Source organism: Sphingopyxis indica (genome assembly GCF_032879645.1).
GTDB classification, from domain to species: domain Bacteria; phylum Pseudomonadota; class Alphaproteobacteria; order Sphingomonadales; family Sphingomonadaceae; genus Sphingopyxis; species Sphingopyxis indica.
On record NZ_CP076394.1, the window covers coordinates 4069432 to 4092594 of the forward strand.

The 23163-nt window shown below is 62.6% G+C and carries 20 protein-coding genes and 3 pseudogenes; 13 read left to right on the top strand and 10 right to left on the bottom strand.

The genetic code is table 11. From position 1 onward, the window contains the following. Positions 1-40 precede the first annotated feature (40 nt). From KNJ79_RS19290 to KNJ79_RS19310, 5 genes and pseudogenes are all read left to right on the top strand, one after another. A complete protein-coding gene (locus KNJ79_RS19290) occupies positions 41-820 on the top strand; it encodes a cold-shock protein (protein ID WP_089217529.1) in 780 nt (259 codons plus the stop codon). Positions 821-973: 153 nt separating this feature from the next. After that, on the top strand, positions 974-3415 hold the full coding sequence (locus KNJ79_RS19295; protein WP_317152252.1) for a ligase-associated DNA damage response DEXH box helicase: 2442 nt from the start codon (positions 974-976) through the stop codon (positions 3413-3415). 31 nt (positions 3416-3446) lie between these two features. After that, positions 3447-4505: a retroviral-like aspartic protease family protein gene (locus KNJ79_RS19300; protein ID WP_317152253.1), complete on the top strand. Its 1059-nt coding sequence runs from the start codon at positions 3447-3449 to the stop codon at positions 4503-4505. 40 nt (positions 4506-4545) lie between these two features. Next, positions 4546-5262, top strand: coding sequence for a ligase-associated DNA damage response endonuclease PdeM (gene pdeM, locus KNJ79_RS19305; RefSeq protein ID WP_317152254.1), 717 nt, complete (start codon positions 4546-4548; stop codon positions 5260-5262). A gap of 162 nt (positions 5263-5424) precedes the next feature. Further along, positions 5425-7299: pseudogene (locus KNJ79_RS19310) on the top strand (TonB-dependent receptor); the annotation flags it as partial. Positions 7300-7353: 54 nt separating this feature from the next. Here the strand turns inward: KNJ79_RS19310 and KNJ79_RS19315 are convergent. Next, positions 7354-8118 (bottom strand): IS6-like element IS6100 family transposase, encoded by a 765-nt coding sequence (locus tag KNJ79_RS19315; protein ID WP_001389365.1) that lies wholly within the window; start codon positions 8116-8118, stop codon positions 7354-7356. Here KNJ79_RS19315 and KNJ79_RS19320 point away from each other — a divergent pair. The 3 genes from KNJ79_RS19320 to KNJ79_RS19330 are packed head-to-tail and all read left to right on the top strand — an operon-like array spanning position 8105 to position 10667. Next, positions 8105-9145, top strand: coding sequence for an aromatic ring-hydroxylating oxygenase subunit alpha (locus tag KNJ79_RS19320; RefSeq protein WP_238559290.1), 1041 nt, complete (start codon positions 8105-8107; stop codon positions 9143-9145). The two genes, KNJ79_RS19315 and KNJ79_RS19320, sit on opposite strands and share 14 nt — an antisense overlap. Positions 9146-9191: 46 nt before the next feature. After that, the gene (locus tag KNJ79_RS19325; RefSeq protein WP_007682039.1) at positions 9192-9953 is read left to right on the top strand and encodes an SDR family NAD(P)-dependent oxidoreductase; all 762 of its coding nucleotides are present in this window, start codon (positions 9192-9194) and stop codon (positions 9951-9953) included. Between the two features lie 42 nt (positions 9954-9995). Then, the gene (locus KNJ79_RS19330; RefSeq protein ID WP_317152255.1) at positions 9996-10667 is read left to right on the top strand and encodes an EthD domain-containing protein; all 672 of its coding nucleotides are present in this window, start codon (positions 9996-9998) and stop codon (positions 10665-10667) included. Here the strand turns inward: KNJ79_RS19330 and KNJ79_RS19335 are convergent. After that, positions 10612-10905: a hypothetical protein gene (locus KNJ79_RS19335; protein WP_145907151.1), complete on the bottom strand. Its 294-nt coding sequence runs from the start codon at positions 10903-10905 to the stop codon at positions 10612-10614. The genes KNJ79_RS19330 and KNJ79_RS19335 overlap by 56 nt on opposite strands. Positions 10906-11066: 161 nt before the next feature. Between KNJ79_RS19335 and KNJ79_RS19340 the strand changes: the two are divergent. After that, positions 11067-11762 (top strand): annotated as a pseudogene (locus tag KNJ79_RS19340) (IS5 family transposase); the annotation flags it as partial. Positions 11763-12223: 461 nt separating this feature from the next. On the opposite strand, the gene KNJ79_RS19345 reads toward KNJ79_RS19340, so the two are convergent. The 3 genes from KNJ79_RS19345 to KNJ79_RS19355 are packed head-to-tail and all read right to left on the bottom strand — an operon-like array spanning position 12224 to position 13437. Further along, the gene (locus KNJ79_RS19345) at positions 12224-12556 is read right to left on the bottom strand and encodes a BrnA antitoxin family protein (protein WP_007682049.1); all 333 of its coding nucleotides are present in this window, start codon (positions 12554-12556) and stop codon (positions 12224-12226) included. Continuing rightward, a complete protein-coding gene (locus tag KNJ79_RS19350) occupies positions 12537-12845 on the bottom strand; it encodes a BrnT family toxin (protein ID WP_007682056.1) in 309 nt (102 codons plus the stop codon). Before KNJ79_RS19350 ends, KNJ79_RS19345 begins: the two co-directional genes overlap by 20 nt. Before the next feature lie 31 nt (positions 12846-12876). After that, positions 12877-13437: a recombinase family protein gene (locus KNJ79_RS19355; protein WP_029987071.1), complete on the bottom strand. Its 561-nt coding sequence runs from the start codon at positions 13435-13437 to the stop codon at positions 12877-12879. Between the two features lie 44 nt (positions 13438-13481). Between KNJ79_RS19355 and KNJ79_RS19360 the strand changes: the two genes are divergently transcribed. After that, the gene (locus tag KNJ79_RS19360) at positions 13482-14246 is read left to right on the top strand and encodes an IS6-like element IS6100 family transposase (protein WP_001389365.1); all 765 of its coding nucleotides are present in this window, start codon (positions 13482-13484) and stop codon (positions 14244-14246) included. 159 nt (positions 14247-14405) lie between these two features. Here the strand turns inward: KNJ79_RS19360 and linB are convergent, their stop codons facing one another. After that, positions 14406-15296 carry a haloalkane dehalogenase gene (linB, locus tag KNJ79_RS19365; RefSeq protein WP_394357136.1) on the bottom strand — a complete coding sequence of 297 codons (891 nt, stop codon included), beginning with the start codon at positions 15294-15296 and terminating at the stop codon, positions 14406-14408. Here linB and KNJ79_RS19370 point away from each other — a divergent pair. The 3 genes and pseudogenes from KNJ79_RS19370 to KNJ79_RS19380 all read left to right on the top strand — a co-directional run. Beyond that, positions 15256-15534 carry a hypothetical protein gene (locus KNJ79_RS19370; RefSeq protein WP_317152257.1) on the top strand — a complete coding sequence of 93 codons (279 nt, stop codon included), beginning with the start codon at positions 15256-15258 and terminating at the stop codon, positions 15532-15534. The two genes, linB and KNJ79_RS19370, sit on opposite strands and share 41 nt — an antisense overlap. A gap of 39 nt (positions 15535-15573) precedes the next feature. Next, positions 15574-16338 carry an IS6-like element IS6100 family transposase gene (locus KNJ79_RS19375; RefSeq protein WP_001389365.1) on the top strand — a complete coding sequence of 255 codons (765 nt, stop codon included), beginning with the start codon at positions 15574-15576 and terminating at the stop codon, positions 16336-16338. 54 nt (positions 16339-16392) lie between these two features. After that, a pseudogene (locus KNJ79_RS19380) lies at positions 16393-16974 on the top strand (acyl-CoA dehydrogenase family protein); the annotation flags it as partial. Positions 16975-17108: 134 nt separating this feature from the next. Here the strand turns inward: KNJ79_RS19380 and gorA are convergent. The 4 genes from gorA to KNJ79_RS19400 form a co-directional block, all read right to left on the bottom strand. Continuing rightward, positions 17109-18455 carry a glutathione-disulfide reductase gene (gene gorA, locus KNJ79_RS19385; RefSeq protein ID WP_007682024.1) on the bottom strand — a complete coding sequence of 449 codons (1347 nt, stop codon included), beginning with the start codon at positions 18453-18455 and terminating at the stop codon, positions 17109-17111. 38 nt (positions 18456-18493) lie between these two features. Further along, the gene (locus KNJ79_RS19390; RefSeq protein ID WP_007682023.1) at positions 18494-19486 is read right to left on the bottom strand and encodes a molybdopterin-binding protein; all 993 of its coding nucleotides are present in this window, start codon (positions 19484-19486) and stop codon (positions 18494-18496) included. After that, on the bottom strand, positions 19483-20424 hold the full coding sequence (locus tag KNJ79_RS19395) for an XdhC family protein (RefSeq protein WP_007682022.1): 942 nt from the start codon (positions 20422-20424) through the stop codon (positions 19483-19485). The genes KNJ79_RS19390 and KNJ79_RS19395 overlap by 4 nt, the downstream gene beginning before the upstream one ends. Positions 20425-20594: 170 nt before the next feature. After that, positions 20595-23129 carry a TonB-dependent receptor gene (locus KNJ79_RS19400; RefSeq protein WP_317152258.1) on the bottom strand — a complete coding sequence of 845 codons (2535 nt, stop codon included), beginning with the start codon at positions 23127-23129 and terminating at the stop codon, positions 20595-20597. Positions 23130-23163: the final 34 nt, after the last annotated feature.

A 23163-nucleotide genomic window follows, 5' to 3' on the forward strand; every position in this document is an offset into this window, starting at 1 on the left:
TTCAATAGGGTGCGGACGAACCGAAAGCGACTATTATTCCATGAGTTTCAACAAGGACCGCCGTGGCCATCGCGGGCGCGGCAAGCGCGATGATTTCGGCAATTTCGACAGCTTCGAACCCGCCCCCTATGGCGGTGACAGCTTCGGTGCGGCCCCGCGCGGCGGCGGCTTCGGCGATCGCGGCGGTTTCGGGGACCGCGGCGGCTTTGGCGGTGGCGACCGGGGCGGCGGCTTCGGCGGCGGCAATCGTGGCGGTGGCGGCTTCGGCGGCGGGCGCGGCGGCGGCATGCCGGCGCAGGTCGTCGGCGAGGGCCAGGGCACGGTGAAATTCTTCAACCCGTCGAAGGGTTTCGGCTTCATCGCCCGCGACGACGGCGGCGAGGATGTGTTCGTGCATATCAGCGCGGTCGAGCAGGCGGGCCTTCAGGGCCTCGCTTCGGGCCAGCCGCTCGGCTTCACGCTCGTCGAGCGCAACGGCAAGGTTTCGGCGATCGACCTCAAGATCGAGGGCGAGCCGATGCCCGTCGAGGAATTCGCCCCGCGCCGCGACGACCGCGGCGGCGAGCGTCCGGGCGGCGCGCGCGGCCGGCGCCAGCTGACCGGCGAGCGCACCTCGGGCACGGTCAAATTCTTCAACACGACCAAGGGTTTCGGCTTCATCGCCCGCGACGACGGCCAGGCCGACGCCTTCGTCCATATCAGCGCGGTGCAGCGCGCCGGCATGGCGGGCCTCGAAGAGGGCGACCGCGTCGCCTTTGACATTGAAGTCGACGATCGCGGCAAATTCGCCGCCGTGAACCTCGAACCGTCGAGCGACTGAGCCAGGCGGACAGGCACAGGAAAGGGCGTCTTCGGGCGCCCTTTTTATTGCGCCGCTCGGGCCGTCCGCGGCGCGCACCCGGCGGTCCCGCGGCGAGACCCGGAAGGGCCGGGAGGCCTTGCTCCCGGCGCCGCACCGCGCCACACCGGACTTATGCCGCTTCCCGCCCTCTTTGCCGACTGGTTCGCCGCGCGCGGGTGGCGGCTGCGGCGGCATCAGGCCGAAATGCTCGAGGCGGCCGGTCGCGGCGACCATGCCCTGCTCGTCGCCGCGACCGGGGCGGGCAAGACGCTCGCGGGTTTCCTGCCGAGCCTCGTCGACCTCGCCGCGCATCCTTCGGACCGGCTGCACACGCTCTATGTTTCGCCGCTCAAGGCGCTCGCCGCCGACGTCGAGCGCAACCTCGGCGCGCCGATCGCCGAAATGGCGCTGCCGATCAGCGTCGAGAGCCGCAGCGGCGACACGAGTTCGGACAGGAAGGCGCGCCAGCGCAGCCGCCCGCCGAACATCCTGCTGACGACGCCCGAATCGCTTTCGCTGCTGCTCTCCTATCCCGACAGCTTCGCGATGTTCGCTGGTCTGAAAACCGTCGTGATCGACGAGATTCACGCCTTCGCCACGGGCAAGCGCGGCGACCTGCTGAACCTCGCATTGGCCCGCCTGCAGCGAATTGCGCCCGATCTGCGCCGCGTCGGCCTGTCGGCGACGATCGCCGACCCGGACGCCTATCGCCGCTGGCTTGCGCCGGGCGGCGACGCGGACCGGGTCGCGCTCGTCGAGGGCGAGCCGGGCGCCGAGCCCGACATCGCGATCCTGCTCCCCGAAGGTTCCGTGCCCTGGGCCGGCCATTCGGGGCGCTATGCCGTGCATCAGGTGATGGCCGAGATCGCGAAGAACCGCACGACGATCATCTTCTGCAACACGCGCGGGCTCGCCGAGCTGATCTTTCAGGAGCTGTGGAAGGTCAACGACCTCGGCCTACCCATCGCGATCCACCACGGCAGCCTCGACCGCGAAGCGCGCCAGCGCGCCGAGGCGGCGATGGCCGAGGGGCGGCTGCGCGCGCTCGTCGCGACCTCCAGCCTCGATCTCGGGCTCGACTGGGGCGACGTCGACTGTGTGATCCAGATGGGCGCGCCCAAGGGATCGTCGCGCCTGCTCCAGCGCATCGGACGCGCCAACCACCGGCTCGACGAGCCGAGCAAGGCGCTGATCGTGCCCGGCAACCGCTTCGAATATCTGGAAGCGCGCGCCGCGCTCGATGCCGTCGAGGCGGGCGAGCGCGACGCCGACCGCTTCCGCCCCGGCGCGCTCGACGTGCTCGCGCAGCATGTGATGGCGCTCGCCTGCGCGGCGCCGTTCCGTGAAGCCGAGCTGCTTGCCGAAATCCGGACCGCCGCGCCCTATCGCTGGATCGACGCCGCGATTTTCGCGCGGCTGCTCGGCTTCGTGCGCGACGGCGGCTATGCGCTCAAAAGCTATGACCGCTTCCGCCGCCTCGCCCCCGACGGGCGGGGCGGCTGGCGCATATCGCACCCGCGGCTCGCGGCGCAGCACCGGCTCAACGCGGGGATCATCGTCGAGGCGCCGATGGCCGACGTCCGTTTCCGCAACGGCCGCCGGCTCGGCAAGGTCGAGGAATATTTCGCGAGCACGCTGACCCCCGGCGACACCTTTGCCTTTGCGGGCCTCAGCCTCGAGGTCGAGGCGACTCGCGACACCGACCTGATCGTCCGCGCGACCACCCGCCCCGCGCGCATCCCGAGCTATATGGGCGCGCGCATGGCGCTGACGACGCGGCTCGCCGACCGGGTGCGCCACTTCCTCGCCGAGCCCGAAAGCTGGGCGCGTTTCCCGGAGGATGTGCGTTTCTGGCTCGAGATGCAGGCGCTGCGTTCGGTGCTGCCGCGCGCAGAGGAGCTGCTCGTCGAGACCTTCCCGCACGAAGGCCATCATTATCTGCTCTGCTATCCGTTCGAAGGCTGGAACGCGCACCAGTCGCTCGGCATGCTGATCTCGAAACGGATGGAGCGCGCGGGGCTGCAACCGCTGGGCTTCGTCGCGTCCGACTATGCGCTCGCGCTCTGGTCGCTGCGCCCTGTGACGAAACCCGAAGCGCTGTTCGATGCCGCGATCCTCGAGGAGGAATTCGTCGAGTGGGTCGAAGGCTCGCATCTTCTGAAGCGCGCGTTTCGCGAAGTCGCGGTGATCGGCGGGCTGATCGAACGCCAGCACCCCGGCAAGCGCAAATCGGGCAAGCAGGTGACCTTTTCGACCGACCTGATTTTCGACGTGCTGCGAAAATATGAACCCGACCATCTGCTCCTCGAAGCCGCGTGGGCCGACGCGCGCGAGCGGCTCACCGATGTCGCGCGGCTCGGCGACCTGCTCGACCGCGCGGCGGGGACGATGGTGCATCGGTCGCTCGACCGGATCAGCCCGCTCGCGGTCCCCGTGCTCGTGCTGATCGGGCGCGAGAATGTGGCGGCGGCCGATATCGACGACGCCCTGCTCGGCGAACTCGCCGACGACCTCGCGCGAACCGCGATGGGCGAGGTTCGAGGGCCGCTTGCCCGATCGCCCGCGAAGGCGTAAACTCGCGTCGAATACAGGAGGGGATGCCGATATGACGTCGATTGCCGTCCGGTCACCTTTTTGGGCGCTGCTCGCCGCGCCGCTGCTCGTCGGCGCGACGCCGGGAACGCCCGCCCCGCCGCCCGCCCCCGAAACGCGCGAAGCGCACGGACAAGCCGGCCCGACTTCGGTGGTCGATCCGACCCTGCCGATCGAGGAGGTAGCGCCCTTCGTCCAGCCCTTCGACCTCGATGCGACGCGGCGCATGTCGGTGCAGGTGATGGTCGAAGGGCAGGGACCCTTTTCCTTCCTCGTCGATACCGGTGCCGAGCGGACGGTGATCGCGCGCGAACTCGCCGACCGGCTGGGGCTCAGCCTGGGCGCGCGGCTGCGCCTCTCGACGATCAGCAAGAACGCCACGAGCGCTACCAGCTACCGCGTTGCGTCGCTGCAGATGACCGGCCTTCGCCTGACGCCTTTCGACGCGCCGGCCTTTGCCGGACGGCATATCGGGGCCGCGGGGCTGATCGGCGTCGACATGCTCGAGGACCGTCGGCTGCTGATCGACTTTCGCCGCGAGAAGATGGACATATTGCAGACCAAGCGTCGCGCCCGTCCGCTGATCCGCGACCATGACGCGATCGTGGTGTCGGCGCGCAACAGCGCCGGCCGCCTGATCCTGTCCGATGCGCGGATCGACGGACGCCGCGTCGATATCGTGGTCGACACCGGCGCGCAGTCGAGCGTCGGCAATATGGCTTTGATGAAATTGATCGCCGCGCGGCGACAGAATAGCGTGCCGTTCCAGCCGACGATGCTCGGCGCGATCACCGGCGAGGATGTTCCGGCAACGCGCACCTCGATCAAGCGCATCACGATCGAGGGGGTCGATATCAACGACCTGCCGGTGTCCTTCGCCGACGCTGCCGCCTTCACCGCGCTCGGCCTCGACGAACGCCCGGCGCTGCTGCTCGGCATGGACAGCCTGTCGCTTTTCGACCGGATAGAGATCGACTTCCCAAACCGGCGCGTCGTGCTCGACATGCCCGACGGCGCGCGGCGCGACACGCCGCAACGCTTTGCCAGCGCGGGCTGGCGGCAGAGCCTGTAGCCCCCTTGCCGATGCGCCTCGCCGCCGCCATAGCGGCAGCATGTCCGCCGCCCCCGCCCTCGAATTTGCCGGTCATTCCTTCGTCCCGCTCGCCGACCGCGCGTTGTTCTGGCCGCGCCACGGCGCGCTGATCGTCGCCGATCTGCATCTCGAAAAGGCGAGCTGGTATGCGGCGCACGGCCAGCCGCTGCCGCCCTATGACAGCCACGATACGCTCGACCGGCTCGCGCGGCTCGCGACCGGGACCGGCGCGCGCGCGATCTGGTGTCTTGGCGACAGCTTCCACGATCGCGACGCCGCGACGCGCATCGCGGCGGCGGTTGCCGCGCGACTGGACAAGCTGGCAGCGGCGGCGCGCATCTTGTGGATCGCGGGCAACCACGACGGCCTGTCGGGCGGCGCGTGGGGCGGGGAGGTCGCCGACGAGCTGATCGTTGACGGCGTCGTGCTGCGCCACCAGAGCGAACGCACCGAGCGGCGTCCCGAAATATCGGGTCATTTCCATCCCAAGCTGCGCCGCACGGTGCGTGGCCGCAGTGTCGCGCGGCCCTGTTTCGCGGGCGACGCGCAGCGCCTGATTCTTCCCGCATTCGGCAGCCTTACCGGCGGTCTCGACGTCGATGCAGCGGCGATCGCGGAAAATTTTCCCCGAGAATATCGGGCAATGCTCGTCGCCAACGGCCGCCTTCTTACCTTTCCCTGCGGCGGCGGCGCGGCGGATGACGCTACGGCAAGCGCGGCGACGGCCGCACGATAAGCGCAAAAGCATCCGGGAATCCGGGACTTTCCCACTGTGACCGAAATGCATCACTCCGGCCAAAACAATGGCCGGGCAAGGCTCTGCGTGCTGAAACCTGCGGATCAATTCGATATGTTCGCCGGGCAACGAAAAAATGAAATTTTGAGAGGAGTGCCCGAAATGAAATCTTCCCTTCTTTGTGCCCGGCTTTTGCGCACGAGCGCGCTCGGCGTCTCGCTCGCCGTGGCGGTCGGCGCGGTGCCCGCCTTCGCGCAGGACAGCGAGGCCGACACCCAGGATGCGGCACCGCAGGAAAGCGCCGCCGACGACAGCAATGTCATCATCGTCACCGCGCAGGGCCGCGCGCAGGCGCTGTCCGACGTTCCGGTCGCGATTTCGGCGGTCGGCGCCGAGGTGATGCAGAACAGCGGCGCGAACGACATCCGCCAGCTCAACCAGGTCGCCCCGTCGCTGCTCGTCTCGTCGACCGGCTCCGAAGCCAATGGCTCGGCGCGTATCCGCGGCATCGGCACCGTCGGCGACAACCCCGGCCTCGAAAGTTCGGTCCCCGTCTTCATCGACGGCGTCTATCGCTCGCGCTCGGGCATCGGCCTCAACGAGCTCGGCGAAATCGACCGGGTCGAGGTGCAGCGCGGCCCGCAGGGCACGCTCGGCGGCCGCAACTCGTCGGCGGGCCTGATCAGCATCTATTCGAAAAAGCCCGAATTCCAGTTCGGCGGCACCGGTGAAATCACCTACGGCAACTACGATTATTGGCGGCTCGGCGGCAGCGTCACCGGCCCGATCACCGACACGCTCGCCGCGCGCCTCGACGGCATCTGGGTCAAGCGCGACGGCTTCTATCGCGACACCACGAACAATACCGACGTCAACGACCGCGATCGCTATTTCCTGCGCGGACAGCTGCTCTTCGAACCGACCGACGCGCTGTCGGTGCGCTTGATCGCCGACTATACCTTCCGCGACGAGAAATGCTGCGCCGCGACCTATGTCGACAACAGCGTCAACCCCTATATCGGCAATCTGAACAATCCGGGTGTTCCGGCGACCCCGACGACGAACAATATCATCCAGGTGCTCGCCGACCTCGGCCAGCCGCTCAGCGCCTTCAACCAGGGATACAGCCGCAACATCTCGGTCAGCCCGGGACGCAGCTACGCCGGCGAGACCAAGGATTACGGTTTTTCGGGCCAGATCGACTATGATTTCGGCGGCGCGACGCTGACCTCGATCACCGCGTACCGCGAATATCGCTCGAGCCAGGCGTCGGACACCGATTATGGCGCGGTCGACATCCTCTATCGCGCGCCGAGCGACGACGCCTATCGCCAATTCCATACGTTCACGCAGGAGCTGCGCCTGCAGGGCGAGGCGTTCGACGGCACGCTCGACTGGCTCGTCGGCGGCTTCTATGCCAACGAAAAGCTGACGGTCCGCGACAATCTGCGCTTCGGCAACGATTACGGCCGCTTCGCCAACTGCCGCATCATTTCCGGCGGCGGCCTTGCGGGCCTCTATTCGCCGAACAGCCCGCTCTGCGTCATTCCAGGCGTCGGACAGGCGACGATTGCGGGCGCGAGCGGCGCATCGGGTCCCGACATCGTCGCCGCCTTCACCGCGCTCGACGGGCTCAACGATCTCGGCACGATCAACGACCGCTATTATCAGAACGGCACCAACTGGGCGCTGTTCACGCATAATATCGTCCACATCACCGACACGCTCGATCTGACGCTGGGCCTGCGCTACACCCACGACAAGAAGAAGTTCAGCGCCGACTTCACCAACGACAATACCGTCTGCACGACGATCCAGAGCCTCGTGCTCGACGATCTGACCAGTCCGACGTCGAACGCGACCGCCAAGGCGCTCGCAGGCGGCCTCATCGGCCTCGGCTGCCAGGGCAATTCGACCGCCGAGCTCAATGGGGTGTCGATCGACGATCAGCGCAGCGAGGACGAATGGACCGGCACCGCGATCCTGTCGTGGAAGCCGACCCCCGACCTCCTCACCTATGCGAGCTTCGCGCGCGGTGGCTCTGTTGCAAAGATTGGCGGCAGTCAGAGGTAGGCTGTCGCTCTGCGCCGATCAGGCGGCTGCTGCGAAATGGTGGTTGAGCATGCCCATGGCCTCCGTCAGCGCCGAGGGCCCAATGCCAAAAGCTCTCTCCACAAGGCGCACCTCGCCCCTGATGCCGGGCTGCAGGCACCAGGGGCGAGCCTGTCCTTTGCGCAGGGCTCGCATGACTTCGAATCCCTTGATCGTGGCATAGGCCGTGGGGATCGATTTGAAACCGCGCACCGGCTTGATCAGTATCTTGAGCTTTCCGTGATCGGCCTCGATCACGTTATTGAGATACTTCACCTGCCGGTGGGCCGTCTCCCGGTCCAGCTTTCCTTCGCGCTTCAATTCGGTGATCGCTGCACCATAGCTCGGCGCTTTGTCGGTATTGAGCGTGGCAGGCTTTTCCCAGTGCTTCAGGCCTCGCAGGGCCTTGCCCAGGAACCGCTTCGCTGCCTTGGCGCTGCGGGTCGGCGACAGGTAGAAATCGATCGTGTCGCCCCGCTTGTCGACTGCCCGGTACAGGTAGGTCCACTTGCCCCGCACCTTGACGTAGGTTTCATCCAGGCGCCAGCTCGGATCAAAGCCACGCCGCCAGAACCAGCGCAGCCGCTTCTCCATCTCCGGGGCGTAGCACTGGACCCAGCGATAGATCGTCGTATGGTCGACCGAAATGCCGCGTTCCGCCAGCATTTCCTCAAGGTCGCGATAGCTGATCGGATAGCGACAATACCAGCGCACCGCCCACAGGATCACATCACCCTGGAAATGGCGCCACTTGAAATCCGTCATCGTTCCGTCCGTCCAATCTCCGCCAAGCATGCTCAAGCTTCACGATTTTTGCAACAGAGCCGTGTTGACCGAGCGCGGCCGCGCCTCGCGCTTCTCCTGCAATTACCACAACTGGGTCTACCGCAACGACGGCAGCCTGATGGGCGTGCCAGACGAGGCGAACTTCTTCGATCTCGACAAGAAGAAATGCGGCCTCGTGCCGATCGCCACCGATGTGTGGGAAGGCTGGATATTCCTCAACCACCAGAAGCAGCCCGAAGTCAGCCTGCAGGAATTCCTTGGAGACTTCGGAACGCGGTTTGCCGGGGTTTCTTGGGAAAATACGGATACGTCACTCTATTTCGAGGCGCATCTCGATGCGAACTGGAAAGTGCTGGCCGATGCCTTTTCGGAAACCTACCATATCCCTTCGATCCACCCGGCGACGATCGGCAAGACTTTCGCCAGCGCGGTCAATCCGCATTCCCGCCCGCTCGATGCACGCTTCTGGGGACCACACCGCCAGTTTTCCACTTTCGGCAATCCGGACTACGCTCCGCCCGAAGATGCGATGGTCGAAAAGATGGCCTATGCGAACCGCGATACCGGCAACGTGCTGGGTGCCGCGGAAACGGCGGGGATGACCGAGTATCTCGATCATCCCGCGATCAATCCCAAGCAATCGAAACACTGGGCGCTGGACATCGCCGTCGCTTTTCCCACGCTGCACATAAACCTTTCGCCCGGCGGTTTCTGGTCGCACAGGTTCTGGCCGATCAGCGTCAATCGCACGCGGTGGGAAGCCGAGTTTCATGTACCCAAGCCACTGACCGGGCGGGAAAAGCTGCAACAGGAACTCTATATCACGCGCATCGCGGAAATCCTGCTGGAGGACGTGACGAACACCGAACGCACCCAGCGCGGCATCGAGGCCGGCGCATACGATACGATGCAGTTGCAGGATGGCGAAGTACAGATCCGCCACAACCTTCACCACGTCGATCGCTGGGTGAACGCCAGGACCGTGCGCGAAGCGCTGGGCATCTGACAGGCAGCGCCCTTCACTTGCCCGTCAGTCAAAAATGGGGTCCTCAATGTCCGGATTGGAGCAACGCAGCTATATCGTGACGGGCGCAGGCGGCAGTATCGGCCGCGCTGCCGCCCTTATTCTTGCCCGTCGGGGCGCGAATGTGGTTGTCGCCGATATCGTCGAAGCCGCAGCCGAGGAAACGGTCAGACTGATACGCGCGGAAGGTGGCAACGCCGTCTACAGCCATTGCGACGTCAGTATCGAGGACAACGCGTGGTCGACCGTGGAACTCGCCATCACCGAATTCGGTCGCCTTGATGGCGCATTCAACAATGCGGGGCTGCCGCCGGTCAACGTGCCGCTTCATCAACTGACGAGCGCCGATTTCCAACGATCCCTGGATATCAACGTGCTCGGCGTTTTTCATTGCATGAAACATCAGATCGCAGCGATGCTGAAAGCGGGGAGCGGCGGTTCGATCGTGAACACGGCGTCGGTTGGCGGCACCGTCGCGATCCCCGCACATGGCGAGTACATCGCAGCCAAACATGCCGTTATCGGGCTGACGCGGATCGCTGCCGTCGATTACGGGCAACAGGGAATCCGCGTGAACGCAGTTCTACCGGGCGCTATCCGCACTCCGATGCTGATGTCGGTGATCGAGAACGAGCCTTCGCACGCGGAATTCCTGAAAACCGCCCACCCGATCGGTCGATATGGCGAACCGGCGGAGATCGGCGAAACGGCAGCCTGGTTGCTGTCGGATGCCTCTTCGTTCGTCACCGGCGCCGCCATTGCTGCCGATGGCGGCTACACCGCAATCTGAACTGCCAGAACCGTTGGGAACCGGACTATGAGCGCAATACGAATGATGGCGGTCTTCGCACGGAGAGTGGGAATGACGCCTCAGGCGTTTCACGATCACTGGCGCTATCCCCACGGCTCGCTGGGACAAGGCATCCGGATTATCAAGCGCTATGTCCAGAGCCATCAGGTCGACGTCGATTTCCTCGATGCCGATCAGAACCGCTACGAAGGCATCGCCGAAGTCTGGTTCGACAGCGAAGCGGACGCTGCCGCCTTCGTGACCGATCCTGATTATGTGGCCTATGCGCTGAAAGATGAGCCGAATTTCGTCGACATGGACAACTTCTTTGCCGTTTTCGCACGCGAAGAGGTTCTCAAAAGCCGCGCCGAAGCGCTGCGCGGTGACGAGGCGGCCTATAACTGGTCGATCGACCGACGACCGAACTTCGCCAAGCTTACCCAGGTGGTGTTCGAGGAAGGCGGCACGGCCTGGGCCGGAGACGACGATTTCGCACTTGGCGAGCGTCTTGGCGCATTTCGCCATACCCGGTGCCATCCGATCGAAAAGCTCGTCCTCCCCGGCCCCTCGGTGATCGGTGTGCGCGAACTTTATTGGCCGACGCGGACATTGGCAGAACAGGGCATAGCTGCAGCAGGTGACGCTTTCCATGCGCTGTTTAGCCGAGCGCCAAAGGCACAAACGATCTTCTCGATAAGTGAGCGCTACGTCTGACGGTGCAGGTTAACCGCCCCTGCGCCTCAAGACGCTTCTCAACCAGACGCCGCTCCTGCGCAGCCCATGGTAGAGCCAGAATGCGATCCATACCGAGCTTCAGCGGCCCTTCCAGGCGCTTCTGCAAATAGCGGCCGATCTCGAACGGGTTAGTCTTCGCCTGCCCTTCCACCACGGTCTTGCCGTCGGGATCGAGAACACAGATGCTCGTGCTGCGCTGGCTGACATCCAGACCCACGCTGTATGTTGCTTCGTGCCGGATAGGCGAGCCGTCCGATCAGGCGCAGGATGTTGCGCTCTGCCGGCGATTGTGGCGCATTGCGCAGCCAGGATAGCCATGTCGCGGCCTGCCCCGGTCGTCGGGCTAGCAAATCGTCCAGACCCTGAGCCAGCCAGCGCGGACGACGGCGATGCTGGCCGATGCGCGAAATCGTCGAAGCCATTTTCTATCTGCTACGGGCAGGATGTCCCTGGCGGCTTTTGCCCGACAGTTTTCCGCCATGGCGCACGGTATACCAGTGGTTCTGCACCTTGCGCGACGATGGGGTATTCGAAAGCCTCAATCATCATCTCGTTCGGATCGATCGCATCCGGACAGGGCGAGAACCAGCACCATCCGCGGCAGTCATCGACAGCCAGAGCGTGAAGACCACCGAAGCAGGCGGACCTCGTGGTTACGACGCAGGCAAGAAGACCATGGGACGCAAACGCCATGCAATGGTCGATACCGATGGTCGCGCCCTTATCATACTGGTCCATCCTGCCGATGTGCAGGACCGCGATGGCGCGGTGCCCTTGCTCCAGCAGTCTCACCAGCGGCATCCCTTCGTCGCGCGCGCCTATGCCGACAGCGCCTACAACAGCGATCGCGTCCGGGACGCCACCTCCATTACGATCGAAATCGTCCGCAAATTCGCCGATCAGACCGGCTTCGTCGTCCATCCCAGACGATGGATCGTCGAACGCACCTTCGCATGGATCAACCGCAATCGCCGTCTGGCCAAAGACTTCGAGCGGACCATCAAATCCGCAACCGCGCTCCTCTATGCCGCCGCTGCCATCGTCCTCATCCGACGCATCGCTCGTTACCCATGAGATTCAAGACAGACTCTTAACAAAATTTCGTTACTTGACGGATTTCTTGGACTTAGGGTTGCAGTGCGCCGCATGTAGATGGCTGTTCGTGGAGAAAGACAACGTGATACGTATGTTGGGTGAATTTTGGCCAGATATATTCGTGATCTTACTGGTCTGTTCGCTCGTATCATTTGCAAACCAAAAATTCGGAATATTTGTCGCTACTCCGATAACATTGGGATCGACTGCATTAACGCTATTGCTCGGAGCCGCTGGGGCGACATGATTCTACTCTTATCTTCCTTTTGGCCTTGGCTTGTTCCAGCAATTGCGTGGATCGGATTTTTCACCGGTCGCTATTTTAGAAGAAAGAGCATAGCGAAAAACACATGATTGCCGCAACTCTGGCGGCTTCGCGCGCCTACGCCGGGCCGGGTTACTCCCGGCCGTGAAAGCGGCATCCATCTGCGGCCTGCACGTCAAGCGTGTCGGCGCTCCTTCGCAGCCGCCAACATCTCGCGCCGAAGGATTGCGTTCATGCGAGCCTGATAGCCCTTGCCCTGGGATTTGAGCCAAGCAAGCACATCGGCGTCGAGCCGCGCCGTTACCTGCTGCTTGATCGGCTTATAGAACCGTCCACGCTCGGCGGTCTTCCAGAAATCCTCTGTCAGCGTCGGGGCATCACTATAGTCGATACCGCTATCCGGCATCGCCTGCAGGGCATCCAGCTCGGCCTTCTGTGCCTCGGTCAAGGGGGGCAGATTGCCCGGATCGAGCTGGAAGCGGACGGTATCAGCGTCTTTCTTCTTCATAACGTCGTCTTTCCTTTCGATCGGCTTTTCGGGCCGAAATGATATGGATGATCTCCACATATTCGCCGTCGTCGTCATCCTCAGCGACGGTGTGGGCCACCAGCAGGAGTAAATGTCCTTCGACCAGGCCCAAGGTCTGCCATCGTTGCTCGCCGCCTTCGATCCGATCATGCACGCTAAGCGCAAAGGGGTCTGCGAAGGCGCTGGCGGCCGTCTCGAAACTGATGCCATGCTTTCTCAGATTGCTCTCGGCTTTGGCTGGGTGCCAGGAAAAGCGCATGGATAACATGACGGGAATATAATTATATTTTTGTCGTTATTCAAGGCGTATCCTTGACCGGCGCTGACCACCCGATCCGCTCCAACGTGTCCGTCAATGTTGATCGCGGCACGCTGAACGTGCGAGAAACCGACGCTTTGCTGGCCCCATTGGACAGAGCGGCAACTATCAACTGCATCTTTTCCGCGGCGATCGTCGGCGGTCGTCCACCTTGTCGGCCCCGCCGCTTTGCGGCGGCCAGGCCCGCCATGATCCGCTCCCGCGTCAACGCTCGCTCGTATTGGGCGAGCGCGCCGAACAGCGAGAACAGCAACTCGCCATGCGGCGTGGTGGTATCCATCTGTTCGGTCAGCGACCGGAAGGCGATGCCGCGTTCCTTGAGGTCGGTGACGATCGCCAGCAGGTGCGGCAGCGAGCGGCCGAGCCGATCGAGCTTCCAGACAACCAGCGTGTCGCCGGCGTTCATGTAGTCGAGGCAGGCTTTCAGGCCGGCGCGATCGTCGCGCGCACCGGAAGCCTTGTCGGAGTAGAGGTGCCGTTGATCGACACCAGCGGCCGTGAGCGCATCGCGTTGCAGATCGACCGGCTCTGTTGCAAAAATCGTGAAGCTTGAGCATGCTTGGCGGAGATTGGACGGACGGAACGATGACGGATTTCAAGTGGCGCCATTTCCAGGGTGATGTGATCCTGTGGGCGGTGCGCTGGTATTGTCGCTATCCGATCAGCTATCGCGACCTTGAGGAAATGCTGGCGGAACGCGGCATTTCGGTCGACCATACGACGATCTATCGCTGGGTCCAGTGCTACGCCCCGGAGATGGAGAAGCGGCTGCGCTGGTTCTGGCGGCGTGGCTTTGATCCGAGCTGGCGCCTGGATGAAACCTACGTCAAGGTGCGGGGCAAGTGGACCTACCTGTACCGGGCAGTCGACAAGCGGGGCGACACGATCGATTTCTACCTGTCGCCGACCCGCAGCGCCAAGGCAGCGAAGCGGTTCCTGGGCAAGGCCCTGCGAGGCCTGAAGCACTGGGAAAAGCCTGCCACGCTCAATACCGACAAAGCGCCGAGCTATGGTGCAGCGATCACCGAATTGAAGCGCGAAGGAAAGCTGGACCGGGAGACGGCCCACCGGCAGGTGAAGTATCTCAATAACGTGATCGAGGCCGATCACGGAAAGCTCAAGATACTGATCAAGCCGGTGCGCGGTTTCAAATCGATCCCCACGGCCTATGCCACGATCAAGGGATTCGAAGTCATGCGAGCCCTGCGCAAAGGACAGGCTCGCCCCTGGTGCCTGCAGCCCGGCATCAGGGGCGAGGTGCGCCTTGTGGAGAGAGCTTTTGGCATTGGGCCCTCGGCGCTGACGGAGGCCATGGGCATGCTCAACCACCATTTCGCAGCAGCCGCCTGATCGGCGCAGAGCGACAGCCTACCTCTGACTGCCGCCAATCTTTGCAACAGAGCCAAAAATGTCGTCGCTCATGTCGGTCTCTCCTATTGTCCTGCGCGGGTGATCGGCGTCGCCGCGTCTGTGGTTTGTTCGGATCTTAGAAAATGAGCCGGTTCCGGATTATGCTGGGCGCAATCGCCGGACAAACGCCGCAATCGCCGCGCCAATCTCGTCCGGACTGTCCTCCTGGATGAAATGGGCGCCTGCGACCGTGATTTCGGTCTGGTTTGGCCATGTGCGGCAGAAGTCGCGCAATCGGCCCGTGGTCACGTGTCCCGGCTCGGCGTTGATGAAGAGTTTCGGAATCGGGCTTTCGCTGAGCCAGCCGGCATAGTCCCGGGCGATCGCGACCACGTCGGCCGGGGTGCCTGCGATCGGGATTTGGCGAGGCCAAGACAGGGTCGGTCGACGGGCTTCGCCGGCGGCGAGGAAGGGCTCGCGATAGGCGGCCATCTCCGCTTCGCTTAAGGGGCGCAGGATCATTCCGGGGAGAAATTGTTCGACAAAAACATTGTCCTGCAACACCAATTCTTCGCCCGCCTGCGAGCGAAAGGCCTGAAACAGATCGCGATCCTGTTCGGGAAAATCCGCCCATTCGAGCGGCATGGTGACCGCTTCCATATAGGCAATCCCCTGTACACGCTCGCGGTGGCGGCGGGCCCAGTCGAAGCCGAGGACGGACCCCCAGTCATGCACGACCAGAACAACCCTGTCCCCGAGATCGAGCGCCTCCCACAGCGCGTCGAGATAGTCACGATGCTCGGCATAGGCATAACGCTCGGGCCCCGACGGATCGAGCTTGTCCGAATCGCCCATGCCGATCAGGTCACAGGCGATCAGCCGTCCCAGCCCGGCGCAATGCGGCATGATATTGCGCCACAGATAGGACGACGTCGGATTGCCGTGCTGGAAGAGGATCGGATCGCCGGTCCCTTCATCGATATAGGCCATGCGCCGGCCCTTGATCTCAATGAATTTCTTCTCGCCAAATGGCTTTGCGCTGAGGCTCATCGATATTCTCCTTGAGCGATTTTCTGGTCTGCCCGGTCGGCGATGCATATCGCATGATGAATATCATGTCAATCGAGGAATCGTTCTAGCCATTGCCGTCGAGCGGAGAGTTGCTGCCGGAGCATCGATGGATGACGGCGTAGGCCACGCAGGCGCCTCTCAGGCGGTAGCTTTCCTTAGCCCCGGGCGCATCCGAAAGATCGAGGAAGGTTTTGTGGCTCTGTTGCAAAAATCGTGAAGCTTGAGCATGCTTGGCGGAGATTGGACGGACGGAACGATGACGGATTTCAAGTGGCGCCATTTCCAGGGTGATGTGATCCTGTGGGCGGTGCGCTGGTATTGTCGCTATCCGATCAGCTATCGCGACCTTGAGGAAATGCTGGCGGAACGCGGCATTTCGGTCGACCATACGACGATCTATCGCTGGGTCCAGTGCTACGCCCCGGAGATGGAGAAGCGGCTGCGCTGGTTCTGGCGGCGTGGCTTTGATCCGAGCTGGCGCCTGGATGAAACCTACGTCAAGGTGCGGGGCAAGTGGACCTACCTGTACCGGGCAGTCGACAAGCGGGGCGACACGATCGATTTCTACCTGTCGCCGACCCGCAGCGCCAAGGCAGCGAAGCGGTTCCTGGGCAAGGCCCTGCGAGGCCTGAAGCACTGGGAAAAGCCTGCCACGCTCAATACCGACAAAGCGCCGAGCTATGGTGCAGCGATCACCGAATTGAAGCGCGAAGGAAAGCTGGACCGGGAGACGGCCCACCGGCAGGTGAAGTATCTCAATAACGTGATCGAGGCCGATCACGGAAAGCTCAAGATACTGATCAAGCCGGTGCGCGGTTTCAAATCGATCCCCACGGCCTATGCCACGATCAAGGGATTCGAAGTCATGCGAGCCCTGCGCAAAGGACAGGCTCGCCCCTGGTGCCTGCAGCCCGGCATCAGGGGCGAGGTGCGCCTTGTGGAGAGAGCTTTTGGCATTGGGCCCTCGGCGCTGACGGAGGCCATGGGCATGCTCAACCACCATTTCGCAGCAGCCGCCTGATCGGCGCAGAGCGACAGCCTACCTCTGACTGCCGCCAATCTTTGCAACAGAGCCGTTCTGCGAATGCTTCCTGTGTTTGGCTATGACGATGCGCCTCATGGTCATGGCGAAGTCGAGCTGAAGGATGTTCGCGTTCCGGTCGAGAATATGCTGCTCGGCGAGGGGCGCGGCTTTGAAATTGCTCAGGGGCGATTGGGGCCAGGCCGAATCCATCACTGTATGCGCACGATTGGCTTGGCCGAGGAAATCTTGAAGAAAATGGTGGAGCGGCTCCTTTCGCGCACTGCCTTTGGGAAACGCCTAGCAGAGCATTCCATCTGGGAGCAGCGGATCGCCGAAGCACGGACGTCACTTGAAATGACCCGCCTCCTATGCCTCAAGGCCGCCGACGTGATGGACAAGCTTGGGGCCAAGGCAGCACAAGCGGAAATCGCGATGATCAAGGTGGCGGGGCCGCATATGGCGTTGAAGATCGCCGACGATGCGATCCAGGCGCATGGCGGCGCGGGCGTCGCCGACGACTTCGGCCTTGCGCGCGCCTATGCACATCTCCGCACAATGCGCCTGGTGGATGGGCCGGATGAGGTTCACAACCGCGCGATCGCTCGCCTCGAAATGCGCCGCTATCGTCAATAGTTGAATTGCCGACCCTGTTATTCGGTCGCAATGACCAGCTAACGGCCTGCCGGTCGCGTTCAGGCGAACGGCAGGCCAAGCGCATGACCGACGCAGCGCCCAGGCGCATACGTCGGTAGCTGGCAACCCAAGCCCTACCGCATCAGCACCAGTTCCTCGGCCATAGAGGGATGCAGTGCTACGGTATCGTCGAACTGGGCCTTGGTGAGCCTCGCCTTCACCGCGATCGCGGCGGCCTGCAGGATTTCAGGCGCGTCGGGGCCGATCATGTGGATGCCGACCACCACGTCGGTCTCAGGATGGACGACCAGCTTGTAGAGCGCGCGCTCGTGGCGGTCGGCGAGCACATTCTTCATCGCCCGGAAGTCGGAGGTGTAGACCTTGACCTCACCGAGCTTGTTGCGCGCCTCGGCCTCGGTCATGCCCACGCCCGCCATCGGCGGATGGCTGAATACGGCGGACGGGATGCAGCCATAATCGACCCGGCGGGGATTATTGCCGAACACAGTGTCGGCAAAGGCCTGGCCCTCGCGGATCGCGACCGGCGTCAGCTGCACCCGGTTGGTGACGTCGCCCACCGCATAGATGCTGGCGCAGCTCGAGCGGTTGTCGTCGTCCACCTTGATCGCGCCCTTGGCGTCGAGTGCGACGTCGGCCGTCTCCAGCCCGAGATTTTCGGTATGCGGGCGTCGGCCGGTGGCGAATAGCAGCATGTCGGCCGGGATCGGCTCATGGCCGGTCATGTGCACCAGCAGCGAGCCGTCCGGTTGCTTGTCGACCTTCTCGAAGGCGACGTGGAATTTGAACTCGATCCCCTTGGTCATCGAGATCTGGAGCAGCCGGTCGCGGATCTGCTCGTCATAGCCGCGCAGGATCACGTCGGTGCGGTTGACCAGCGTCACATGCGCACCAAACTGGTGGAAGATGCCGGCAAATTCATTGGCGATATAGCCCGCCCCTGCGATCACCACGCGCTTGGGGAAGGTATCGAGATGGAACACTTCATTCGAGGTGATGCCATGCTCGGCCCCCGGAAAATGGGGTACGATCGGCCAAGCGCCGGTTGCGATCAGGATTTTGCCGGCGGTGATCGTCTGGCCCGAGCCGAGCAGCACCTCATGCGGCCCGGCGACGGTCGCCCGCTCGCGGATGATCTCGACCTTATTGTTGCCGAGCGTCTCGGTGTAGAGACCTTCGAGCCGCGAGACCTCGGCGAGCACATTGTCGCGCAGCGCCGACCAGTCAAATTCGCAATCGGGCACCTTCCAGCCAAAGCGCCGTGCATCCTGCAGATCCTCGGCGAAATGCGAGCCATAGACGAGCAGCTTCTTGGGCACGCAGCCCCGGATCACGCAGGTGCCGCCCACCCGATGCTCCTCGGCGACCGCCACCCGCGCGCCATAGGCTGCCGAAACCCGCGCCGCGCGCACTCCGCCCGAGCCCGCCCCAATGACGAACAGATCATAGTCGTAGGTCAACATCCAATAATCCCAACCAAGTAAGTGTTGTTTTTCTACAGCTAGAGGGCGCGCGCATCGAGTCGTCCGCCTCCATCCCCGAGCAGACCGCCGACTCCCATGCCGGCGATCACATCGCTATCCACGCCGAACCCAGCGAAGAGCCGCTCCAATATCAGATCAACTCCATTACGCAGGGGGCTACGTGCACAACCCGGCAACCCAATGACAGCCCGCCTGCGCAACCAACCGAGGCACAGGAGATTGCCGGGATCGACCGGCATTCCCACCCGCTCCACGCGCCCGCCCGCTTGTCGAATGGCCGCGGGGACCACATCTTCGCGGTCGGCCGTCGCCGATGCCGCCATGATCAGCACAAGATCCGCCTCCGAAGAGTCCGCGAGCAAATTGGTTAGAGCCGCTTCATCATGATCGCAGATCCACACATGATTCAAATGTCCGCCAAGCCTCTCGACTCGCTGCCTTATAACGGTTTCGGTCTTGGCGAGAAGCTTGAGGCTTACGCTGCCTAGACTGGTTTGCACGAGATTGACCGAGAGGGGCCCGAATGCAGCTATACGGACCTTGCAACCATCCGCGACTTGCCCCGCTGAGACAAGTTCGGCTCGGGGCACCGCATAGGGAATTATCTTGACGGTGCCTACCACGTCGCCCGCGCGCACCGGCGTCATCGGCGCGACGGCGGCGAATGTGATCGCCTCCGTTGCCCGATTGAGCTTGCCTATGCCGTCGGGTGCATAAACGAGAAGGCCGTTCGTCTCGGCGATCAGATCAGCCCGCCCATGGACGGGAGGTTCGGCGCGGACATGATCTCCGGCCAGCCTCTGCGCAATCGCCATCGCGACATCATTTTCACCAATATCGTCCGTATCGAGCCGAGCAACGGTGAGCGCTTCCAATCCCGCATGCCGGACCGCCGCCAGATCATCGCAATCGAGCACGCGCCCTTTTGGCAAGCGGCGTCCCGGAATCGAGAGGCTATGGGCCAGGATCGCACCCTCGGCCTCTTCCAGCGATACCCGTCCAAACCTCACTTCGAGCTCCGCAAGACTGTCGTCATCTCGGCCAGGATGGAAACGGCGATCTCGGCTGGTCCCGCCGCACCGATTGGGAGCCCTGCCGGCCCATGGATGCGGGCGAGCTCCTTATCCGTGAAGCCGGCGGCGCCGAGCCGCTCGAGCCGGGCAGCATGTGTTTTTCGTGATCCCAATGCGCCGATATAGAAGGCCGGCGAGTTCAGAGCGCGCGCCAGCGCCGGATCATCAAGCTTTGGATCATGCGTCAAACTGACTACCGCGGAGCCGCCGTCCGGGCGCCAACGATCAAGCGCTTCGTCGGGCCAATTCTCGTCTACAGGTTGATCAAATCGGGCAGCCGCCGCGAACATGCCGCGCGGATCGATAACGGTTGTCTCATAGCCCGCAAGGCGCGCCATCGGGACGAGCAGCTGGGCGATATGAACCGCCCCCACGATCGCGAGACGACGGCGCGGAGGATAGAGATTGAAGAACCATTCCTTCAGAGGGGCCGCATTCTCGCGGGTCGCACCGCTTGTCAGATCCGTCGCCAGACCCAGCGGCAAACCCTGCGCCCGTGCATCAACGATACGCTCGATCAGCGCAGGCGGAAAATGTGCCCCATCGACGGTCTGTAACAGGATGGAGATTCGGCCGCCGCAAGCAAGTCCCACCTCCCAGGCCTGCGCGTCAGCCACGCCATAATCCAGGCGACGAAAGCCGCCCCCTGCCGCAATCAATTCGAGAGCCTGAACGATGACGTCGCCTTCGACACAACCGCCGCTGACGGAGCCTTCGAAAATTCCGTCGTCGCGGATCACCAGATGGGATCCCGCCCGCCGAGGCGCCGACCCCCAGGTCTCGATCACTGTGGCAAGCGCGACATGACGGCCCGCCGCAAGCCATAGCGCCGCGGCATCTATCACGACATCCAGGTCATCCGCTGCCTCAGCCATGATCCCATTCTGATCCAAAAAATGCTGAACTTAAAGGATTACGGCCGGAGCGTCCGAAAAATCGGATGCTCCGGCCGTATCCATTCAATGCACCACCGGCTTCATGCCGGCAGAGGAGGGGAGATCCCAGGCCAATCTCGACAGACCAACCCAAGATCCTCCGATCAGCTTTAGAAACGGAAGCTGGTCTTTACTCCGTAGGTGCGTGGCATGGCCGCATACCGAACCGCCGTATCGGACAGGAACGCTACGTTGTTCCAGTAATATTCGTTGGTCAGATTCTTCACCCAGAACTGGACCTGCCATGCATTGTCCGCATCCTGAAGTGCAATGCGAGCATCAACGGTGGTAAACGGCTTGATGTAGGTTACCGCCTTCGTCACCGCATCATGACCGATCGCAGCCTGCGTGCTGCTGTTATAGGTCAGGCTGGCACCCAAATTCACTGCCAGGCTGGCGCCAAGCGGAACGGTATAGTCGGCGTTTGCACTCGCATTCCATTTCGGAGCGAATGGCACCCGGTCGCCGGCAAAGTCAGTAAATACCCCGTCGGAATTCCGACCGGAGTATTTTTTGATCTTCGCGTCGACATAGGTCACCGCGCCACTGAGGTTGAGGCCATCGACCGGCCGCCATACGATGGCCAGCTCACCGCCCTTGCCGGTGGACTTAGGCACGTTGTCGAGTGCGAACACGGTGCCGAAAGGCGGCTGATCGAAGAAGCCCCTCAGCTGCTTGTTGCGGTAGTCATAGTAGAAGCCAGCACCGGTGAGCAGCACCGAGCGGTCGAACAGCTCCTGCTTGAAACCCGCTTCGTAGGTAATGACCGATTCCTGAACGACCGGACGATATTGACTGCGCAACGCCGCCGTAATCGTTGGGAAGCTGCCTGCCTTATAGCCCTTGGTCACGTTCGCGTAAAATAGCGAACCAGCCACCGGCTTGAAGTCGACGCCAACCTTCCAGGACAGATTATCCTCATTGAGGTTGGTATCGCCGAGGATGCTCTCAAAGGCATCCGGCCGTTGCCCATTCTCTACACCGATAAGTGGATTGCCGTTGGCATCCGTCAGCGGGTCGATCGCAGTGGTGCAGTCACCCGGCTGCAGGGGGGTCGATGCTCCCAGGCCCACCAGGGATCTGGCGAACGTGTGGAGAATGTCGAACAGCCTGCGCTGGGCGTCGTCGCCATGTATCGGGTCGAAATTATTATCAAAGGTACAGCCGACGAAATGGCGCTTGCTGTTCGTATAGCGAAGGCCACCCTTCACCGTGATGGTGTCTGTCACATCGAAATCGACGTTTCCAAAGAACGCATAATTTTCGATCGTCTGCCGGCTGAAATCCGATGCTCTGGAAAATCGCACCGGCAGCGAAGTGCTCGTCCCGTCTATCTGAGAGAAATTCGACATGATGCTATCTCCAAAGGAATACTTGCTTAGCTCATAGACTTTGCTGTGCTGATAATTAGCACCGACGGTGACCCGCATGCGCGATGCGGCGTCGTTCGACAGGCGCAATTCCTGGTTGAAGTCACGAATATATCCGTCGTTGGCGACATAATCATAGTCTTGCACCGCAGTGCCGTCATCCGCCGCCCGGCTATTACGCTTATAGTCCGAATAAGAAGTGATCGAGGTCAGGGTCAGATTATCGGTCACGTCATAGTCGGTACGCAGCGCGGCATTATACATTCTGTCGTCACGGAAAGGTTCAGCATCCGCGGACCAATCGGCGGCGCGCGCCTTGCGCGGCGCATATGGCGTCACCAATGTACCCGTTTCGAAATTATAAAGCTGAGGGCTCAAAAATTGCTCCTGCCCCGCCGTGGCAGGACGCAGGAAGATGTACTGCCCGATCTGCGGCTCGCTGCCGTCATGCCAACCACTCAGGCTGGCCATGAAACTGAGTCTATCGGTGGGCTTCCAGTCTAGAGTGATACGGCCAGCGAATTCCCGCCGCTTCCCGAACTCGTCACCTGGACGAGAGAAGTAATTTTTCTGCCACGATCCCGCATAAGTGCTGCGGCCAGCGAGCCGTATATTGAGCGTGTCGGTCACAGGTCCACTGATGAAAGCTTCGCCTTCAACCGTGCTAAATCGTCCATAGCCAAGGCTGAACCCGCTCGTCAGAGTGTCGGTCGGCTTGTTGGCGATGTAGTTGATCGCGCCGCCGGTGGAATTCTGGCCGAACAGAATGCCCTGCGGACCTTTCAGTACCTCAACACGCTCCATGTCCAAACCGACCCCGATGCCGGGCAGCGCGGAGAAGCTGAGAGGCGCCTGGTCGACATAAACGCTAACCGCAGGCGATGCCGCCAGAGCGGTATCGAAATAGCCGACGCCACGCAGCGTGAACACCGGGGTGCCGAATGCCGACCGCGCATAGGTCAGACCCGGGACGGCCTTGGTCAAATCCTGGACGCTGCTGATACCCTGCTTGACGAGCTGATCGCCACTGACCGCCGCAATCGTGAGGCCGACCTTGTTGATCGATTCAGCGCGCTTGCTGGCGGTGACGATGATCTCGCCGGCACCCAGACTTTCACTCTGCGGCGCTTCGGCGGCTGCGGATTGGGCAGCAGGCTGCTCCGCCGGAGCCTCGCTCTGGGCGAATGCGGGCGAACAGAAGCAAAGAAGCGCGACGCCCGATGCGTATAAGTTAATGCCGTGCCGTTTCGTTGTGCTTTCTGGTCTGACAATCATAACCATCCCTCCCTAGATATGACCGAAGTATCGT

Excerpts from the sequence above, each read along its gene's own strand:
- KNJ79_RS19315 (WP_001389365.1), bottom strand. The coding sequence starts at position 8,118 with ATGACGGATTTCAAGTGGCGCCATTTCCAGGGTGATGTGATCCTGTGG.
- KNJ79_RS19295 (WP_317152252.1), top strand. The coding sequence starts at position 974 with ATGCCGCTTCCCGCCCTCTTTGCCGACTGGTTCGCCGCGCGCGGGTGG.
- KNJ79_RS19345 (WP_007682049.1), bottom strand. The coding sequence starts at position 12,556 with ATGAAGAAGAAAGACGCTGATACCGTCCGCTTCCAGCTCGATCCGGGC.
- gorA (WP_007682024.1), bottom strand. The coding sequence starts at position 18,455 with ATGTTGACCTACGACTATGATCTGTTCGTCATTGGGGCGGGCTCGGGC.
- KNJ79_RS19400 (WP_317152258.1), bottom strand. The coding sequence starts at position 23,129 with ATGATTGTCAGACCAGAAAGCACAACGAAACGGCACGGCATTAACTTA.
- KNJ79_RS19360 (WP_001389365.1), top strand. The coding sequence starts at position 13,482 with ATGACGGATTTCAAGTGGCGCCATTTCCAGGGTGATGTGATCCTGTGG.
- linB (WP_394357136.1), bottom strand. The coding sequence starts at position 15,296 with ATGAGCCTCAGCGCAAAGCCATTTGGCGAGAAGAAATTCATTGAGATC.
- KNJ79_RS19395 (WP_007682022.1), bottom strand. The coding sequence starts at position 20,424 with ATGGCTGAGGCAGCGGATGACCTGGATGTCGTGATAGATGCCGCGGCG.
- KNJ79_RS19350 (WP_007682056.1), bottom strand. The coding sequence starts at position 12,845 with ATGTTATCCATGCGCTTTTCCTGGCACCCAGCCAAAGCCGAGAGCAAT.
- KNJ79_RS19375 (WP_001389365.1), top strand. The coding sequence starts at position 15,574 with ATGACGGATTTCAAGTGGCGCCATTTCCAGGGTGATGTGATCCTGTGG.
- KNJ79_RS19330 (WP_317152255.1), top strand. The coding sequence starts at position 9,996 with ATGATGGCGGTCTTCGCACGGAGAGTGGGAATGACGCCTCAGGCGTTT.
- KNJ79_RS19325 (WP_007682039.1), top strand. The coding sequence starts at position 9,192 with ATGTCCGGATTGGAGCAACGCAGCTATATCGTGACGGGCGCAGGCGGC.
- KNJ79_RS19300 (WP_317152253.1), top strand. The coding sequence starts at position 3,447 with ATGACGTCGATTGCCGTCCGGTCACCTTTTTGGGCGCTGCTCGCCGCG.
- pdeM (WP_317152254.1), top strand. The coding sequence starts at position 4,546 with ATGTCCGCCGCCCCCGCCCTCGAATTTGCCGGTCATTCCTTCGTCCCG.
- KNJ79_RS19290 (WP_089217529.1), top strand. The coding sequence starts at position 41 with ATGAGTTTCAACAAGGACCGCCGTGGCCATCGCGGGCGCGGCAAGCGC.
- KNJ79_RS19370 (WP_317152257.1), top strand. The coding sequence starts at position 15,256 with ATGAATTTCTTCTCGCCAAATGGCTTTGCGCTGAGGCTCATCGATATT.